We start from the raw sequence: 17,478 nt of genomic DNA on the forward strand, positions 1-17,478 counted from the left end.
GCCTCTTAACCAGGCCTGGCTGCCTTATCCACGACTAGTTCGGCGATGATGGCCTTGACGGCCGCGCGAGCGGCGTCAAAACCCTGACCGGTGTCGATGACGAAGTCGGCGCGCCGGCGCTTTTCGGCGTCGGGAACCTGCCTGGCCAGGATCGACGCCAGTTTCTCCTCATTCATGCCCGGCCGCGCCAGCACGCGGGCGCGCTGGACTTCAGGCGGCGCGGTGACGACCACGACCTTGTCGACGCGATCGCGGCCGCCGGTCTCGAACAGCAGCGGTATATCGAGCACGGCAAGCGGCGCGCCGGCGGCACGATGTTCAGCCAGGAACGCATCGGCATCGGCACGGACCAGCGGGTGGATGATCGCTTCCAGCCGTTTCAGCGCGGGGGCGTCGCCGAGCACCCGCTCCGCCAGTGCCGCGCGGTCGACCGCACCGGATCTGGTGGTGCCGGGAAAGGCCGCCTCGACCAAGGGCGCGGCCTTGCCGGCATAAAGGCGATGCACAGCCTCGTCGGAATCATGGACCGGCACGCCGGCTTCGGCAAACATCTTGGCCGTGGTCGATTTGCCCATGCCGATCGATCCGGTGAGGCCGAGCACGATCATTTTATCGCGCCGATATCGGCGATGATCATTTGCCGCAGTTCGGCGGTGACTTCTGGCCTGATGCCGAACCAGCGCTCGAAGCCGGGCACCGCCTGGTGCAGCAGCATGCCGAGCCCATCGACGGTTCTCAGGCCGCGCGCTTTGGCCGCGGCAAGCAGCGGCGTCTCCAGCGGCACGTAGACGATGTCGGTGACGATGGCGCCGTCCGGCAGTCTGCGGGGATCGGCGGACAGGCCTTCATTGCCATGCATGCCGAGCGCTGACGTGTTGACCAGCAGGCCGGCATCTTCGAGCAATTCGCCGGTCGCCGCCATGCCATGGGCGGAGACGCCGGCACCGAAGCGGTCGCGCAGCTCCTGCGCCCTCGCAAGCGTCCGATTGACGATGCGGATGTCGCTGATGCCGCGCTGCTTCAGCGCATGAATAACCGCGCGAGCGGCGCCACCGGCGCCGAGCACCACGGCGCGGCCGTTGGCCGCCCAGCCCGGTGCATATTCGTCCAGATTGGCGGCAAAGCCATGGGCGTCGGTGTTGCCGCCGCACAATTCGCCATCCTCGAACCACAGCGTGTTGACCGCACCGATCTGTTCGGCGTCGGCGTCACGCCGCTTGGCCAAAGCGAAGGCGGCTTCCTTGTGCGGGATGGTGACGTTGCCGCCGCGATAGCCTTGTGCCTGCAGCGTCTGCAGGAATTCGGCAAACGCCTCTGGTGCAACGTCGATGGCCTCGTAGACGCCGCCGATGCCGTATTTCGCCAGCCAGTAGCCGTGGATCTTCGGAGACCTGGAATGCGCGATCGGGTGGCCCGTGACAAACGCCTTTTTCGTGGCCTCAGCCATCGATCGCCCCGAACTCACGCAGCTTGGCCAGCACCGGCAAAAGTGGCAGGCCGACAATAGTAAAATAGTCGCCTTCGATTTTTTCGAACAGCTGGATGCCTTCGCCTTCGATCTGGTAAGCGCCGACGCTGGACAACGCCTTGGCGCCGACGCGCGCAAGATGGCGGCCGATGAAGGCCGGATCGAGCTTGCGCATGGTCAGGCTGGCGATGCCGACATGCCGCCACAGAACCTGGCCGTCACGGCCGAGCACGACGGCGCTGTTGAGATGATGCGTCTTGTCCGACAGCGCCAGCAGATGACGGCGCGCTCCTTCCATGTCGGCCGGCTTATGGAACAGCTCGTCGCCGAGCGACAGCGTCTGGTCGCAGCCGAGCACTAGGGCGCCGGGCTTGCGCTCGCTGACGTCGGTGGCCTTGGCTTCGGCGAGCACCAGGGCGACGTCCTCCGGCGACACGCCACTATTCTGCAGCGGCGCCTCGAGCGCGCGCTCATCGACAGAAGCCGGAACCGCTTCGACAGTGACGCCGGCATTGACGAGCAGCGCCTTGCGGAACGGGCTGCCCGAGGCAAGGATGATTTTTTCAGCCATTTTTTTCGCCTGATCTTTCCTTCTCCCCTTGTGGGAGAAGGTGGATTGGCGCGCAGCGCCAAGATGGTTGAGGGGTGCTGGACGGAGTGCAGGTGATGCCAAGCTGGAACACCCCTCATCCGACCAAGCTTCGCTCGGCCACCTTCTCCCACAAGGGGAGAAGGTAAGGACCACCCACAGCACAAGCGCCCAAACCCTAGCGCGTCTTGCCGCGCAGGGCAACGATGGCCGCCGCCGTCTCCTCGATCGAACGGCGGCTGACGTCGATCATCGGCCAGCCGTGCCGCGTGCATATCTGGCGGGCATAGGTGAGCTCTTCGGCGATCGCGGCACGGTCGACATAGTCGGTCGGCTCATAGGCGCTGGTGCCGAGAATGCGGTTCTGCCGGACTTGCGATATGCGTTCGGCGGTGGCGACCAGGCCGACGATCAGCGGCCTCCTGGCATTGACCAGGATTTCGGGCACCGGCACGCCGAGCACGATCGGGATGTTGGCGGTCTTGATGCCGCGATTGGCGAGATAGATGCTGGTCGGCGTCTTCGAGGTGCGGGAGATGCCGACGAGCACGATGTCGGCATCGTCCATATTGGCCGGCAGCTGACCATCGTCATGCTCCATGGTGAAGTTGAGCGCGTCGATGCGGCGGAAATATTCGGCGTTCAGCACATGCTGGGCGCCGACGCGTCGGCCGGCAGGCGTGCCGAGATAGGACTGGAACACCGTCAGCACCGGCTCCAGCACCGAGACGCAAGGCAGGCCCATGGCCGCACAGCGTTCGTCGATGCCGCGGGCAAGCTTCTGGTCGACCACCGTGTAGAGGATGATGCCCGGCTCCTCCTCGATGTCCTCGAACACCTTCGTCACCTGCTTTTCGGTGCGGATGAGCGGGTAGATATGTTCGATGGCGCGCGCATCCTTGTATTGCGCGGAAGCCGCGCGGCCGGCGGCCAGCAGCGTTTCGCCGGTGGCGTCGGAAATCAGGTGAAGATGAAAGAAGCTCTGCGGTTTGTTCACAGGATACATTCCAGGCTGTGGGCCGATGTGGATAAGCCGGGCGGAAAACTCGGCCACCGCAAAGCGACTGTATCAGATGCCGGTTTGTCCACAATTCGATGTGCTGTCGGCTTCTCCGGGCGGTTGGGGACAAGTCCGGGGACGGAGCTTTTTGCCTTCGCTTCATCCACAGGGGCAATTTCCCTGGCCTGGCGGCAACGCATTGACTTCAGTCGTAAATTCGCGGTTTTCCACAAAGTCCTGCAATCCCGTTGGAGAAGCGCGCGACAATATGCTGGCTGGTCTTTTCGAGGGCAAAGCGGGACAGGAGACAACCACCACAACCAACAGACTCTTAGAATCATAAGATTCCTAAAAATAGAATATTTAATTATAGGGAAGCCTGGAAAGGCGAGCGCTCAATGCCTCAAGACCGGATCGTGCTGGACGTGTTGAGAGGCAAAGCGGCGTTTCCGCCGCCGCTCTGGATGATGCGCCAGGCCGGCCGCTATCTGCCGGAATACCGGGAGACGAGGAGACGGGCCGGATCCTTCCTCGATCTTTGCTACGACCCGGATCTCGCCGTCGAAGTGACGCTGCAGCCGATCGAACGCTTCGGCTTCGATGCATCGATCCTGTTTTCCGATATTCTTGTCGTGCCGCATGCGCTTGGCCGCGACGTGCGCTTCGAGGAAGGACGCGGCCCGCTGCTGACGCCGATCACGGCTGCGGAAATTGCGGCTCTCGACGGCGAAACGTTTCACGTGAATCTCGAGCCGGTCTACGAGACGGTGCGGCGGTTGCGCGCCAGACTGCCTGATGAAACGACGCTGATCGGCTTCTGCGGTGCGCCCTGGACGGTGGCGACCTACATGATTGCCGGCCACGGTACGCCCGACCAGGCGCCGGCCAGGCTGTTCGCCTATCGCGAGCCGGCGGCCTTTCTTAGGCTGCTGAAGGTGCTCGCCGATCATTCGGCTGCCTATCTGATCCGCCAGATCGAGGCCGGCGCCGACGTGGTGCAGATCTTCGATTCGTGGTCAGGCGTACTCGACGAAGCGTCTTTCGAGTTGTTCTGCGTCGAGCCGGTGGCCTCGATCGTCCGGCAAGTGAAGGCTGCCCATCCCAATGTTCCGATCATCGGCTTTCCCAAGGGCGCGGGAGATCACTATCGAAGCTATCGCCAGAAGACCGGCGTGACCGGGCTGGGCCTCGACTGGACCGTGCCATTGTCGACGGCGAAGGAATTGCAGCGTGACGGCGCCGTGCAGGGCAATCTCGATCCGCTGAGGCTTGTAGCCGGCGGCAAGGCGCTTGACGACGGCGTGGGGGCGATCCTGAAGGCGCTGGGCGACGGGCCGCTGATCTTCAATCTCGGCCATGGCATCACGCCGGAGACGCCGCTCGCTCATGTCGAGCGGATGGTCAAGCTGGTGCGGAGCGCATCGTGACGATGATGGGCGCGGACAATGCGAACGGCACCAACACCGGTAAGGGCGCGATGCGCCGCGCGGCAATCGCGATCGCCATTTTCCTGGTGCTGGCCGGCCTGCTGTTGCTGTTCGGGCCCGATGATTTCTATCCCTGGGCAAAGGCGATCCATGTGATTGCCGTCATCTCCTGGATGGCTGGCATGCTCTATTTGCCGCGCTTGCTGGTCTATCATGCCGATGCCGAAAAAGGCTCCGTCCAGTCGGAGACTTTCAAGGTGATGGAGCGCCGCCTGCTGCGCGGCATCATCAATCCGGCAATGGTGATCACCTGGGCATTCGGCCTGTGGCTTGCCTGGAAAGGCTTTGGTTTTCAAGGCGGCTGGCTGCATGCCAAGATCGCCGCGGTGGTTGGCCTGTCGGCCGTGCATGGCTATCTCGCCGGCGCCGTCCGGAAATTTGCCGAAGACCGCAATGAAAAATCGGCAAGGCACTGGCGGATCGTCAATGAGATCCCTACATTGCTGATGATCGTCATCGTCGTCCTGGTTATCGTGAAACCGTTCTGACGTCTTCGGTTGCCCGCAAAAGGCGGCTTGCTCTTTCAACCGACCGACGATAAAAGACGGGTCTTCCTTCCCGTCATGCGCCGCCCATTTATCGCTTCGGCCGCGCCCGGCATTTGTCGCATCCCGCCGATATTTTTCCCAAAGCTTACTCAGAGTCCGTCTAATGATGCAAGAAATGAAACTCACAGAGTTCAAGAACAAGAAACCGCCAGAGCTGATCGCTTATGCGGAATCGCTCGAAGTCGAGAATGCCAGCGTCATGCGCAAGCAGGAGCTGATGTTCGCGATCCTGAAGAGGCTGGCGACCCAGGATATCGAGATCATCGGCGACGGCGTCGTCGAAGTGCTGCAGGACGGCTTTGGCTTCCTGCGCTCCGCCAATGCCAACTATCTGCCAGGTCCCGACGACATCTATATTTCACCGTCGCAGATCCGGCGGTTCTCGCTGAAGACCGGCGATACGGTCGAAGGGCCGATCCGCAGCCCGAAAGAGGGCGAGCGCTATTTCGCGCTGCTCAAGGTCAACACGATCAATTTCGACGACCCGGAAAAAATCCGCCACAAGATCCATTTCGACAATCTGACGCCGCTTTATCCGACCTCGCGGCTGAAGATGGAGATGGAGGTTCCGACCTCCAAGGATATTTCGGCGCGCGTCATCGACCTGGTGGCGCCGCTCGGCAAGGGCCAGCGCGCGTTGATCGTGGCGCAGCCGCGCACCGGCAAGACGGTGCTGCTGCAGAACATCGCCCATTCGATCACCACCAACCATCCGGAATGCTATTTGATCGTGCTTCTGATCGACGAGCGGCCGGAGGAAGTCACCGACATGCAGCGCTCGGTGAAGGGCGAGGTGGTGTCCTCGACCTTCGACGAGCCGGCGGTGCGCCACGTCCAGGTCGCCGAAATGGTCATCGAAAAGGCCAAGCGCCTGGTGGAGCACGGCCGTGACGTGGTCATCCTGCTGGACTCGATCACCCGCCTCGGCCGCGCCTACAACACCGTGGTGCCGTCGTCCGGCAAGGTGCTGACCGGCGGTGTCGACGCCAATGCGCTGCAACGGCCGAAGCGCTTCTTCGGTGCTGCCCGCAATATCGAGGAAGGCGGCTCGCTGACCATCATCGCGACAGCGCTGATCGATACCGGCAGCCGCATGGACGAGGTCATCTTCGAAGAGTTCAAGGGCACCGGCAATTCGGAAATCGTGCTCGACCGCAAGGTGGCGGACAAGCGCATCTACCCGGCCATGGACATCCTCAAATCCGGCACCCGCAAGGAGGACCTGCTGGTCCCACGCCAGGACCTGCAGAAGATCTTCGTGCTGCGCCGCATCCTGGCGCCGATGGGAACGACCGACGCCATCGAGTTCCTTATCGACAAGCTCAAGCAGACCAAGACCAACGCGGATTTCTTCGATTCGATGAATACGTAAGGGTTGCGGGCCTTCCCTTCTCCCTTGTGGGAGAAGGTGGATTGGCGCGCAGCGCCAAGCCGGTTGAGGGGTGCCGGACGGAACTCCGTCGGCGCCAAGCTGGAACACCCCTCATCCGACCGAGCTTCGCTCGGCCACCTTCTCCCACAAGGGGAGAAGGTGGAGCCGCGTTGGACTCATTGCCGGTGCAACAGCCGCTCAAGCTCCTCGGCACTAGTCACCACCGGCAGGCAGACCTGCCCCGTGCAGAGCCAGGCGCCGGGCTCGGCCGTTGGCGGCATGACGCCGCCTGGCAAGGCCGGCAGATTTGTCGCCGAGCCAACAGGCACGACGATGTCCACCCGGCGCGGGTCTGGATTTCGATTCGCAACCGGAACAAGCCTTGGATTCTCCGGTCTATCCACGATCACCAGCTTCAGCGGTTCAAGCGACAAGGCACAGGCATTGACTATACCCGCCTGGCCATAGCCCTGGTGCTCCGCCCGCCCGCCCGCGTGCTCTGCGACTGTCCAGGCTTTTTCCCAGAGATCGAGATCGCCCGAAAGCGACGACAATCGGACCAGGGCTTCGATGATCTGGCCGGTAGCGGAAGGAATGGCTTCGTCGACATCGCCGCGGATGCGGATCGGCACATCCGCGCTGTCGGACGCGGTCAGATAGTAGCCGGTCTTGTCGCTGTCCCAGTGCCAAAGATCGAGTTGCTCAATGAAGTTCCCGGCGCGATCGATATAGTCGGGATTGCCGGTCGCCTCGAACAGTGAGATGGCGGCGTTGGCCATGGCGGCATAGTCGCTCGACAGAGCCGGAAACAGCTTCTTTGCGCCGAGCATCGAATGCGGCAGGCGGCCGTCACGTCCGGCAGCCGCAATTGCGGCAAAGGCCGCTGCCGCCGCTTCGATCCAGTCGGATCGGCCAAGCGACCGTCCGGCCTCGGCAAGGGCTGCGATCATAAAGCCGTTCCAGTCGGTCAGGGCCTTGCCGTCACGCCCGGGCCGCACGCGCTGTTCCCTCGCTGCCAGCAGCCTTTGCCTGAGCGGAACGAGAAGGTCACGATCGACGACGCTCTGCGCCTGTTGAGCATCAGTCTGGCAAATGATCGGCTTGCCTTCCCAACCATGCGTACCGGCAAGCGTGAAGTATTTGAAAAACAATGCTGAATCGTCGCCAAGGGCTGCTTCGAGCTCATCCCTGCTCCAGGTGTAGAACAACCCCTCCTCGCCCTCGCTATCGGCATCAAGGCTGGCGGCAAAGGCATCGCCCTCGACTCGCATTTCGCGCAACAGCCAGGCAATCGTCTCTTCGATTCGCAGCCGGAACAATTCCTTGCCGGTTGACGCACAGGCCCAATTGCACAAGCGGATGAGCTGGGCATTGTCGTAGAGCATTTTTTCGAAATGCGGGACCAGCCATTCGGCGTCGGTCGAGTAGCGGCTGAGTCCGCCGCCAATATGGTCATAGATGCCGCCGGCCACCATCTTTTCGAGGCTTAGGAGAACAGTGTCGCGGTGGGATGCGGTGCCGTCGCGCAGCCAGGACAGCCAGAGGCTCTGCATGAACGGCGCGTTGGGGAATTTCGGCGCGCCGCGCAGACCGCCCAAATCGCGGTCGATCATGCCGTCAATGCCATTGGCGAGGTTCGCCAGCATGCCGCGGTCGAGCACGGCCTTGCCATGGCTGCCCGCCAGCCGCGTCTCGACATGCGTGGTCAGGCCGTCGGCACTCTGGTTGAGGCTTTCTTTCTTCTCCCGCCAAGCCTTGTCAACCGCCTCCAGCACCTGGACGAAGCCCGGCCGGCCGTAGCGGGCTTCGCGCGGAAAGTAAGTGCCGCCCCAGAACGGCTTGCCGTCCGGGGTCAGGAACATGGTCAGCGGCCAGCCGCCTTGCTCGCCCATCGACGACAGCGCCGCCATGTATATCTGGTCGATGTCGGGGCGCTCCTCGCGGTCGACCTTGATATTGACGAAGAGACGGTTCATGACGGCGGCGACGTCGTCGTTCTCGAAGCTCTCATGCGCCATGACGTGGCACCAATGGCACGCGGCGTAGCCGACAGAGAGCAGGATCGGACGCTGCAGCACCTTTGCTTCGGCCAGAGCGGCGCGCGACCATGGCCGCCAGTGCACTGGATTGCCGCTGTGCTGCTGCAGATAGGGGCTGGCCTCTTCGGCAAGCAGGTTTTGTGCAGGCAATGTCACGGCGCTACTCGATGGCGGATTGAACAAGCATAGCTAGGGCGCTTCGGCAGAGCGGGCAAATGATTTCAAAAGACTCCATCGTGGCGCTGTCGAGCGGGCGCCTGCCGGCCGGCATGGCAGTGATCCGGATTTCGGGGCCGCAGAGTCGATTTGCTGTCGAAACGACTGCGGGATCGAAGGTGCCAAACCGCGTTGCCACCTATCGCAAGTTCCGGGCGCCCGACGGATCGGTGCTGGACAGCGGCCTGGTCGTCTTCTTTGCCGGCCCCGACAGTTTTACCGGCGAGGACGTTGCAGAGTTCCATGTGCATGGCGGGCGCGCCGTTGTGGCGAGGATGCTGGAAACGATCACCTCCTTCGACGGCGTCAGGCATGCCGAGGCTGGCGAATTCACCCGCCGCGCCTTTCTCAACGGCAAGCTCGATCTGGTCGAAACCGAGGCGCTGGCCGATCTCATCAACGCCGAAACCGAGGCGCAGCGGCGCTTTGCCGTTCACAACGCCCAAGGCGTGCAGAGCGAACTCTATCTGGGCTGGCGCCGACGGCTGATCCACGCCCGCGCGATGATCGAGGCCGAGATCGACTTTGCCGACGAGGATGACGTGCCGGGCTCGGTCGCCGATACAGTCTGGTCCGATGTCCGGGCGATGATCGGGGAAATAGAGCGCCACGTCGCCGGCTTCCGAGCTGCCGAAATCATTCGCGATGGGTTCGAAGTGGTAATCCTCGGCGCGCCGAATGCCGGCAAGTCCAGCCTGTTCAACGCCTTGGCGCAGCGCGAAGCGGCCATCGTCACCGACGAGCCGGGCACGACCCGCGACCTGCTCGAGGTGGTACTGGACCTTGAGGGGATGCGGGTAAGGGTAACCGACACCGCCGGCCTGCGCGAGGCGCCTGGCATGATCGAGGCGATCGGCATCGAGAAAGCCAGGACCAAGGCGCACAGCGCTGATCTGCTGTTGCTGCTGGAGGATCTGGCAGACCCAATCGCGATCGGTGTGCTGACGAGCGACATTCAGGCGCTGAGGGTCGGAACAAAAATTGACCTGTTGGGGGGCAAATCGCCCTCGCCCGCGGCGCACTATGATTTCGCTATCTCGACGCGGGACGGCACGGGTCTGACCGAACTGCTGGACGAGATCGGGCGTCGTGCCGCAGTCCAGATCGGCAAGGCCGGCGATATCCTGCCGTCGCGGCTGCGGCATGTCGAGCTGCTCAACGAGACGAAACGCTTCCTGCTCGCAGCAGTGGCCAGTTGTGATCGCGGCCAGGAACTGCAGGCCGAGGAGCTGCGCCTGGCGGCGGATCGGCTCGGACGAATCGTTGGGTCGGTCGATGTAGAGGATATGCTCGACGTTATCTTTTCGCAGTTCTGTATCGGCAAATGACTCACGTGAAACATTGCCAAGTGCCGAGATGCGGGCGTGTCGCTAGCGTGCTCGCATAGTGGCGGGAAGCCGGTGATGATTCACGTGAAACACGTAGCGATGAACGCAGACGGAATTGTTTCACGTGAAACGACTAGTTGGTGTCCTTGACAGTGCAGGCTCACGGGCACATGTGTCGGCAGATTTGAATCGGAATATACAAATGACCAATCACTATGATGTGGTTGTGGTGGGTGGCGGTCATGCTGGTTGCGAGGCAGCCAGTGCCGCTGCGCGGGCTGGCGCCAGGACGGCGCTGGTGACGCTGCGCTTCGACACGATCGGCGTGATGTCCTGCAATCCGGCGATCGGCGGCCTCGGCAAGGGCCATCTGGTTCGCGAGATCGACGCCATGGACGGGCTGATGGGGCGCGTCGCCGATGCCGCCGGCATCCAGTTCCGCCTGCTCAACCGCCGCAAGGGGCCAGCGGTGCGTGGTCCGCGAACGCAGGCCGACCGAAAACTCTATCGCCTCGCCATGCAGGCGGCAATCCGCCAGCAGGCTGGCCTCGATGTCATCGAAGGCGAGGTGCTGGATTTCGAAATCAACAACGGGGAAATCGACGACGGACGCATCGCGGCGGTGCTATTGGCGGATGGAAGCCGGCTCGCCTGCGGCGCCGTGGTGCTGACGACCGGCACTTTTCTGCGCGGGCTGATCCATATCGGCGAGAAGAAGATCGTCGCCGGCCGCATGAACGAGCAGGCGAGCGTCGGCCTGTCGGCGACGATGAGCCGCGCCGGCTTCAGGCTCGGGCGGCTGAAGACCGGCACGCCGCCGCGGCTGGACGGCAGGACGATCGATTGGGCGTCACTGGAGAGCCAGGCGGCGGACGAGGACCCCGTGCCGTTCTCGCTGCTGACCGATCGCATCGAAAATCCGCAGATCCATTGCGGCATCGCCCGAACGACCAATGCGACGCACGAGCTGATTCGCACCAATCTCGGCCGCTCGGCCATGTATTCGGGGTCGATCGAAGGCGTCGGGCCGCGTTATTGCCCGTCGATCGAAGACAAGATCGTCAAGTTCGGTGACCGCGAAGGCCACCAGATCTTTCTGGAGCCGGAAGGGCTGGACGACGACACGGTGTACCCGAACGGCATTTCGACCTCGCTGCCCGAGGACGTGCAACTCGACATCCTGAAGACCATTCCGGGGCTGGAGCGGGCAACCATGCTGCAGCCGGGCTATGCCATCGAGTATGACCATGTCGATCCACGCGAGCTCAAGCCGACGCTGGAAACCAGGCGGATCGCCGGCCTTTTCCTCGCCGGCCAGATCAACGGTACCACCGGCTACGAGGAGGCCGGCGCGCAAGGGCTGCTTGCCGGCTTGAATGCAGCGCGCAAGGCGTCGGCGAGCGAGGAAATCGTGCTGAGCCGCACCGAAGCCTATATCGGCGTGATGGTCGACGATTTGACCAGCCGCGGCATCGCCGAGCCGTACCGCATGTTCACCTCGCGGGCCGAGTTCCGGCTTTCGCTGCGAGCCGACAACGCCGATGAGCGGCTGACGCCACTGGCGATAAGGCTGGGGATTGCCTCGCCGGAGCGGATGCAGCGGTTCAACAATGGTATGCAAGACCTTGAGAAGGCGCGACAGCTCGCCCTCGGCACCACCATGACCCCCAATGAGGCAGCGCGCCATGGGCTCGAAATCAACCGGGACGGCGTCCGTCGCTCGGCCTATGAGTTGCTGGCCTATCCCGGCGTCGACATCGCTTGGCTGGCGCGGGTCGAGCCGGCTTTCGCGGCGATCGACAGCAAAACGGCCGAACGTCTTGAAACGGAAGCCAAATATTCTGTCTATCTCGACCGCCAGCAGGCCGATGTTTCGCAGATCAGGCATGAGGAGAGCAGGCTTATTCCCGAGTCGCTCGACTTTGCTTCTGTTCCCGGCCTGTCGAACGAGTTGAAGCAGAAGATGCTGGCACGCCAGCCGCGCTCGATTGCCGATGCGCAACGCATGGAAGGCATGACGCCGGCGGCGCTGGCGATTATTGTCGCCCATGTCCGCAATGCCGAGGCGGCCGCGCGAAAGCAGGTCGCGTGAGCGCTGCGTCCTGGGCAAACCTGCAGACGGCAGCGGGCCCGGTTTCACGTGAAACATTCGATCGCCTGGTCGAGTTCGAGGCCGTCTTCCAGAAATGGAACCGCCGGATCAATCTGGCCGCGCAATCGACGCAGGACGATGTCTGGCGCCGCCACATCCTCGACAGCGCGCAGCTGGCGCGAATCAAACCAGAGGCGAAGCGCTGGGTCGATCTCGGCTCCGGCGGTGGGTTTCCGGGCCTTGTGCTGGCCTTTTTGCTTGCCGAGCGGGACGGCGCCGGTATCGACCTGGTTGAAAGCAACCGGAAAAAAGCATCGTTCCTGCAAGCGGTCATCGGACAGTTCAGCCTGCCCGCCAAGGTTATCGCGCGCCGCATCGACGACAGCTATCCTCTTGTTCCAGCACCGCAAATCGTCACAGCCAGGGCACTCGCCTCGCTGCCGGCTTTGCTCAACCTGGCGGCACCGTGGCTGACCAAGGGGTCGCGCGGCCTGTTTCACAAAGGCCGGGATTACCGCGCCGAATTGGCAGAAAGCGCTCAACGATGGTCTTTCGATCTGGTAGAACATGCCAGTGCAACCGACGCGCAGGGCGTCATTCTCGAAGTATCCGACTTGCGACAGCACCCTGGCTTGTGACCGGCGACCCAAATGAATTTCTGGCATAGACCCATGATGAAGAACGGCCCCCGAATCATCACAGTCGCCAACCAGAAGGGCGGCGTCGGCAAGACGACGACGGCCATCAATCTGGCCACCGCGCTGGCGGCCATAGGCGAACAGGTGCTGATCGTCGATCTCGACCCGCAGGGCAATGCCAGCACCGGGCTTGGCATCGACCGGCGCGACCGCAGCGTCTCGTCCTATGATGTGCTGACCGGCGAGCTGGATCTCGAAGCGGCGGCGATCCCGACGGCGGTGCCTGGCCTGTCGATCGTACCGTCGACGCTCGACCTGCTCGGCATCGAGATGGAAATCGCCTCGGCGCCGGATCGGGTGCTGCGGCTGCGCAACGCGCTGCGGGCTTCGGCCGAGCGCTCGGCCAACTTCGGCTATGTGCTGATCGACTGCCCGCCGTCGCTCAACCTGCTGACACTGAATTCGATGGCTGCGGCCGATTCGGTGCTGGTGCCGCTGCAGTGCGAGTTCTTCGCGCTGGAGGGCCTGAGCCAGCTTTTGGAGACGGTCGAGCAGGTGCGCCGCTCGATCAACCCCGACCTGACGATCCAGGGCATCGTGCTGACCATGTTCGACGGGCGCAACAATCTCGCCAACCAGGTGGTGCAGGATGTGCGGGCGCATATGGGCGACAAGGTCTATGAAACCGTCATCCCGCGCAATGTCCGCGTTTCCGAGGCGCCGTCCTATGGCAAGCCGGCGATTCTCTACGACCTAAAATGCTCGGGCAGCCAGGCCTATCTGCAGCTTGCTTCGGAAGTCATCCGCCGCGAGCGCAAATTGCGTGTCGCCTAGCAGTAACCAACAAGCGATTCGATACCGAAACGATTTGGACGGACGATGAACGAAGACCCTTCGAGAAAAAGACTGGGACGGGGACTGGCGGCGCTGATCGGCGAAATCGATCGCCCGGCGGCTCCGGAAAAGCCCGGGCTGGCGGCCGACGGCAAGGTGCCGATCGAGTTCCTCAGCCCCAACCCGAAGAACCCGCGCCGGCATTTTGGCGACGCCGACCTGACCGACCTCGCCCAGTCGATCCGCGAACATGGCGTGGTGCAGCCGGTGGTGGCGCGGCCGTCGAAAACCCAAACGGGCCGCTACGAGATCATCGCCGGCGAGCGTCGTTGGCGCGCGGCGCAACGCGCCGGGCTGACCGAAATCCCGATCATCGTACGTGACGTCAACGATCGCACGGCGCTCGAACTGGCGATCATCGAAAACGTCCAGCGCACCGACCTCAACCCGGTCGAGGAGGCGCTGGGCTACCAGCAGCTGATCGACGACCACGGCTATACCCAAGCCGATCTCGGCCAGGTGATCGGCAAGAGCCGCAGCCATGTCGCCAATACGCTGAGGCTGCTGAAGCTGCCCGACGTCATTCGCGACATGCTGGTCGACGGCGCGCTCTCGGCCGGCCACGCCCGCACCCTGGTGACGGCCGACGACCCGGCCGGGCTTGCCAAGCGGATCATCGACGAGGGGCTTTCGGTGCGCCAGGCCGAGGCCTTGGCGCAGCTGCCGGTCGGCGCGCCGGCGGCAAAACGCCAGCCCGCCGCACCGCCGCAAAAGGATGCCGACACGCTGGCGCTGGAGCGGCTGATGACCAGCACGATCGGCATGATCGTCACGATCGAGCACAACCAGCGCGGCGGCGTGATCAGCGTCGCCTACCGGACACTGGAGCAGCTCGACGAGCTTTGCCGAAGGCTGAAGCGGGAGTAGGTAGGTTGCTAAAATTAGCCGGCAAATAACGTTTTGCTGCCGCGCGGTGATTGGCGAAATCGTCGAAGTAGTTAATCTCCCCCCTTGAGGGGGAGATGGCCGGCAGGCCAGAAGGGGTCGTCAAATTTCAAGCGCCCACGTCCTCTGTCTTCGCGGAAGGGGCTGGTGTTCTACGCGCTGTGACCCCCTCTGTCGCCTTTGGCGACATCTCCCCCTCAAGGGGGGAGATTAGGTGCGCTGCGCCAGCCTGGCACTCTCCACGGTAATGCCGAGCAGGGCCTGGCGTGCCAGCGCGACCGACAGATCCGGCCGCCGGCGTGTCTGCAGGATCGCCGTCTGCAGGCGGTTGAGGGCGCGGCCGAGCGCTTCGCTGCTCCACCGTTCGAGGGCTTTCTCGACCAGCTTGCGCCGCGAAAAAAAAACCGGCGGGCGCGCCGCGGCTACGACCGAAGCGGCATTGCGGCCGCCGGCGTCCATCTGGCCGCGCATCGCCTGGATCGCCTGCAACTGCCGCATCGCCGATGAAAGTACCAGAAAGGGCTGGCCGCCGGACTGGCAATGGCGGGTGAAGGCGGTATCGAAGTCGGCGATCCTGCCTTCGAGCAGGGCGTCGACCGCCGCATCGAAGGAGAGGCCCGAGACATCGCCAGACGTCGCCTTGACGTCGTCGAGGCCGATTTCGGCCTGGCCATGCGCGTAAAGCACCAGCTTTTCGATCTCGCCGCGCGAGGCCAGCCGGTCGCCGCCGAGATTGCGGCGCAGCGCCTGCCGCGCCTCCAGTGTCATCGACATGCCGGCCTTGCGCAGTTCGTCGTCGATGACCGTATCGATATCCCTGGCCTCATCGGCATAGCAAGGCAATGCCATGGCATTGTCCGCCGCCTCCACCACGGCGCGCAGGCCGACACCCTTCTTCAAGTCGCCGGCCTCGATGAGAATGATCGCGTCCCGCGCGGGCTCCGACGTCAGCGCCTTGACGTCATCGGCAAGCGCCTTCTGAGCGCCGGCATTGCGCACCCATAGCAGGCGCCGCTCCGAAAACATCGGCACGGTGCGGGCCTCGTCGAGCAGGCGGCCCTCGTCGCGATCGACTTCCGATCCGTCCAGCCTGACGACCGAGAACGGATCGTCAAGCGGCAGGCCGGTCTTGCCGGCAAAGGCCTTTGCCCGCTCGGCAACCAGCCCGCGATCGGGACCGTAAAGCAGCACGATCGAGACGCGCGGATCCGGCTTCGCGAGCCATGCATCGACCTCGTATGCTTTCTTTTGTGCCATAGGCGCTGATTAGCATGACGCGGGCGCGGGGTGAACGGCGCCGCCCTCCTTTCCTTCTCCCCCTTGTGGGAGAAGGTGAATTGGCGCGTAGCTCCAAGACGGTTGAGGGGTGCCGGCCGGAGTGCTGTCGATGCCAAGCTGGAACACCCCTCATCCGACCGAGCTTCGCTCGGCCACCTTCTCCCACAAGGGGAGAAGGAGGTGCTCGCGCCGACCAACCCGACGCATTGCCTTATCTGGCGGGAAACCCGGCGCAATCATCTCCCAAATTGCGCGCCGATCCGGAAGATCGACAAGAAATTTCGCCGACATATCTCCATCCTGTCTGCCGCGGGCAGCAGCCAGCGGCAGCGAAGCCTCGCCCGACGAATTGGCACTGGTCTGGCGGTGTGCAAATATCCTAGCCGGGCAACAGTGGAGGACCGAGATCATGGCCGATGCCGGAATGCTGCGCTTCCATGTTCCGGAACCGGAAGTGCGGCCGGGCGGGACGCCGGATTTCTCCAATGTGAGCATTCCAAAAGCTGGCTCGGTGCCGCGCCCGAAGATCGACGTCGACCCGCGCGACATCCGCGATCTGGCGTTCTCGATCATTCGCGTGCTCAACCGCGCCGGCGAGGCTGTCGGGCCGTGGGCCGGCCTGCTTTCCGACGAGGAACTGCTGGAGGGGCTGCGCCATATGATGACGCTGCGCAGCTTCGATGCGCGCATGCAGATGGCGCAGCGCCAGGGCAAGACCTCTTTCTACATGCAGCATCTCGGCGAAGAGGCGGTGAGCTGCGCCTTCCGCAAGGCGCTGTCGCGGGGCGACATGAATTTTCCGACCTATCGGCAGGCAGGCCTGCTCATCGCCGACGGCTACCCGATGGTCACGATGATGAACCAGATCTATTCGAACGAGGCCGATCCGCTGAAAGGGCGGCAATTGCCGATCATGTATTCGTCGAAGGAGCACGGCTTCTTCTCGATCTCCGGCAATCTGGCGACGCAGTACATCCAGGCGGTCGGCTGGGCGATGGCCTCGGCGATCAGCAATGACCAGAAGATCGCCGCCGCCTGGATCGGCGACGGCTCGACTGCCGAGTCCGACTTCCATTCGGCGCTGGTGTTCGCCTCGACCTACAAGGCGCCGGTCGTGCTCAACGTCGTCAACAACCAGTGGGCGATCTCGACCTTCCAGGGCATCGCCCGCGGCGGTTCCGGCACGTTTGCCGCCCGTGGGCTCGGCTTCGGTATTCCGTCGCTGCGCGTCGACGGCAACGACTATCTCGCCGTCCATGCGGTGGCCAAATGGGCGGCGGAACGGGCGCGCAGCAATCTCGGGCCGACGCTGGTCGAATACGTCACTTACCGCGTCGGCGCCCATTCGAGCTCCGACGACCCGTCGGCCTACCGGCCGAAGGCCGAGTCCGATGCCTGGCCGCTCGGCGACCCGATCGTCAGGCTGAAGAACCATCTCATCCAGCGCGGCGTCTGGTCGGACGAACGCCACGCCCAGGCCGAGGCCGAAATCCTCGACACGGTGATTTCGGCGCAGCGGGAGGCCGAGCGCCATGGCACGCTGCATGCCGGCGGCAAGCCCTCGGCGCGCGACATGTTCGAGGGCGTCTATGCCGAGATGCCGCCGCATCTCAGGCGCCAGCGCCAACACGCAGGGGTCTGACC

At 63.6% G+C, this 17,478-nt stretch carries 15 protein-coding genes; 9 read left to right on the top strand and 6 right to left on the bottom strand.

The window, feature by feature from the left end; all coding sequences use genetic code 11:
• Nucleotides 1–5: 5 nt before the first annotated feature.
• The 4 genes from coaE to X773_RS50085 form a co-directional block, all read right to left on the bottom strand.
• Entirely contained in the window at nucleotides 6–608 is a 603-nt protein-coding gene (coaE, locus tag X773_RS50070) for a dephospho-CoA kinase (RefSeq protein ID WP_023675919.1), read from the bottom strand.
• Nucleotides 605–1,447 carry a shikimate dehydrogenase gene (locus X773_RS50075; protein WP_023675920.1) on the bottom strand — a complete coding sequence of 281 codons (843 nt, stop codon included), beginning with the start codon at nucleotides 1,445–1,447 and terminating at the stop codon, nucleotides 605–607. Before X773_RS50075 ends, coaE begins: the two co-directional genes overlap by 4 nt.
• Entirely contained in the window at nucleotides 1,440–2,039 is a 600-nt protein-coding gene (locus X773_RS50080; RefSeq protein ID WP_023675921.1) for a Maf-like protein, read from the bottom strand. The genes X773_RS50075 and X773_RS50080 overlap by 8 nt, the downstream gene beginning before the upstream one ends.
• A 196-nt stretch (nucleotides 2,040–2,235) precedes the next feature.
• Entirely contained in the window at nucleotides 2,236–3,054 is an 819-nt protein-coding gene (locus X773_RS50085; protein WP_023675922.1) for a pyruvate, water dikinase regulatory protein, read from the bottom strand.
• A gap of 401 nt (nucleotides 3,055–3,455) precedes the next feature.
• On the opposite strand from X773_RS50085, the gene hemE reads away from it, so the two are divergent.
• From hemE to rho, 3 genes are all read left to right on the top strand, one after another.
• The gene (gene hemE / locus X773_RS50090; RefSeq protein WP_023675923.1) at nucleotides 3,456–4,484 is read left to right on the top strand and encodes a uroporphyrinogen decarboxylase; all 1,029 of its coding nucleotides are present in this window, start codon (nucleotides 3,456–3,458) and stop codon (nucleotides 4,482–4,484) included.
• A gap of 5 nt (nucleotides 4,485–4,489) precedes the next feature.
• Complete coding sequence (gene hemJ, locus X773_RS50095; protein ID WP_023675924.1) at nucleotides 4,490–5,032, top strand: protoporphyrinogen oxidase HemJ; 543 nt, start codon at nucleotides 4,490–4,492, stop codon at nucleotides 5,030–5,032.
• A gap of 166 nt (nucleotides 5,033–5,198) precedes the next feature.
• The gene (rho, locus tag X773_RS50100) at nucleotides 5,199–6,464 is read left to right on the top strand and encodes a transcription termination factor Rho (protein ID WP_023675925.1); all 1,266 of its coding nucleotides are present in this window, start codon (nucleotides 5,199–5,201) and stop codon (nucleotides 6,462–6,464) included.
• Between the two features lie 176 nt (nucleotides 6,465–6,640).
• Here the strand turns inward: rho and X773_RS50105 are convergent, their stop codons facing one another.
• The gene (locus tag X773_RS50105; RefSeq protein WP_023675926.1) at nucleotides 6,641–8,659 is read right to left on the bottom strand and encodes a thioredoxin domain-containing protein; all 2,019 of its coding nucleotides are present in this window, start codon (nucleotides 8,657–8,659) and stop codon (nucleotides 6,641–6,643) included.
• A 59-nt stretch (nucleotides 8,660–8,718) separates the two neighbouring features.
• Between X773_RS50105 and mnmE the strand changes: the two genes are divergently transcribed.
• From mnmE to X773_RS50130, 5 genes are all read left to right on the top strand, one after another.
• Entirely contained in the window at nucleotides 8,719–10,047 is a 1,329-nt protein-coding gene (gene mnmE, locus X773_RS50110; protein ID WP_023675927.1) for a tRNA uridine-5-carboxymethylaminomethyl(34) synthesis GTPase MnmE, read from the top strand.
• A gap of 202 nt (nucleotides 10,048–10,249) precedes the next feature.
• Nucleotides 10,250–12,139, top strand: a complete 1,890-nt coding sequence (gene mnmG / locus X773_RS50115) for a tRNA uridine-5-carboxymethylaminomethyl(34) synthesis enzyme MnmG (RefSeq protein ID WP_023675928.1) — start codon at nucleotides 10,250–10,252, stop codon at nucleotides 12,137–12,139.
• The gene (rsmG, locus tag X773_RS50120) at nucleotides 12,136–12,777 is read left to right on the top strand and encodes a 16S rRNA (guanine(527)-N(7))-methyltransferase RsmG (protein WP_023675929.1); all 642 of its coding nucleotides are present in this window, start codon (nucleotides 12,136–12,138) and stop codon (nucleotides 12,775–12,777) included. The genes mnmG and rsmG overlap by 4 nt, the downstream gene beginning before the upstream one ends.
• A gap of 33 nt (nucleotides 12,778–12,810) precedes the next feature.
• Entirely contained in the window at nucleotides 12,811–13,611 is an 801-nt protein-coding gene (locus tag X773_RS50125) for a ParA family protein (protein WP_084641031.1), read from the top strand.
• A gap of 45 nt (nucleotides 13,612–13,656) precedes the next feature.
• Nucleotides 13,657–14,538 (top strand): ParB/RepB/Spo0J family partition protein, encoded by an 882-nt coding sequence (locus X773_RS50130; RefSeq protein ID WP_023675931.1) that lies wholly within the window; start codon nucleotides 13,657–13,659, stop codon nucleotides 14,536–14,538.
• Nucleotides 14,539–14,766: 228 nt separating this feature from the next.
• Here the strand turns inward: X773_RS50130 and holA are convergent, their stop codons facing one another.
• Complete coding sequence (gene holA, locus X773_RS50135; RefSeq protein ID WP_023675932.1) at nucleotides 14,767–15,813, bottom strand: DNA polymerase III subunit delta; 1,047 nt, start codon at nucleotides 15,811–15,813, stop codon at nucleotides 14,767–14,769.
• Between the two features lie 430 nt (nucleotides 15,814–16,243).
• Here holA and X773_RS50145 point away from each other — a divergent pair, with 430 nt between their 5' ends.
• Nucleotides 16,244–17,476: a 3-methyl-2-oxobutanoate dehydrogenase (2-methylpropanoyl-transferring) subunit alpha gene (locus X773_RS50145; protein ID WP_023675934.1), complete on the top strand. Its 1,233-nt coding sequence runs from the start codon at nucleotides 16,244–16,246 to the stop codon at nucleotides 17,474–17,476.
• The last annotated feature ends 2 nt before the right edge of the window (nucleotides 17,477–17,478 follow it).

Source organism: Mesorhizobium sp. LSJC280B00, from assembly GCF_000502835.1.
GTDB lineage: Bacteria > Pseudomonadota > Alphaproteobacteria > Rhizobiales > Rhizobiaceae > Mesorhizobium.

Bases quoted from the DNA above. Each gene is read 5' to 3' on its own strand.
- mnmG (WP_023675928.1), top strand. From the start codon at position 10,250: ATGACCAATCACTATGATGTGGTTGTGGTGGGTGGCGGTCATGCTGGT.
- holA (WP_023675932.1), bottom strand. From the start codon at position 15,813: ATGGCACAAAAGAAAGCATACGAGGTCGATGCATGGCTCGCGAAGCCG.
- rho (WP_023675925.1), top strand. From the start codon at position 5,199: ATGCAAGAAATGAAACTCACAGAGTTCAAGAACAAGAAACCGCCAGAG.
- hemJ (WP_023675924.1), top strand. From the start codon at position 4,490: ATGGGCGCGGACAATGCGAACGGCACCAACACCGGTAAGGGCGCGATG.
- hemE (WP_023675923.1), top strand. From the start codon at position 3,456: ATGCCTCAAGACCGGATCGTGCTGGACGTGTTGAGAGGCAAAGCGGCG.
- coaE (WP_023675919.1), bottom strand. From the start codon at position 608: ATGATCGTGCTCGGCCTCACCGGATCGATCGGCATGGGCAAATCGACC.
- X773_RS50145 (WP_023675934.1), top strand. From the start codon at position 16,244: ATGGCCGATGCCGGAATGCTGCGCTTCCATGTTCCGGAACCGGAAGTG.
- X773_RS50125 (WP_084641031.1), top strand. From the start codon at position 12,811: ATGATGAAGAACGGCCCCCGAATCATCACAGTCGCCAACCAGAAGGGC.
- X773_RS50080 (WP_023675921.1), bottom strand. From the start codon at position 2,039: ATGGCTGAAAAAATCATCCTTGCCTCGGGCAGCCCGTTCCGCAAGGCG.
- X773_RS50075 (WP_023675920.1), bottom strand. From the start codon at position 1,447: ATGGCTGAGGCCACGAAAAAGGCGTTTGTCACGGGCCACCCGATCGCG.
- mnmE (WP_023675927.1), top strand. From the start codon at position 8,719: ATGATTTCAAAAGACTCCATCGTGGCGCTGTCGAGCGGGCGCCTGCCG.
- X773_RS50130 (WP_023675931.1), top strand. From the start codon at position 13,657: ATGAACGAAGACCCTTCGAGAAAAAGACTGGGACGGGGACTGGCGGCG.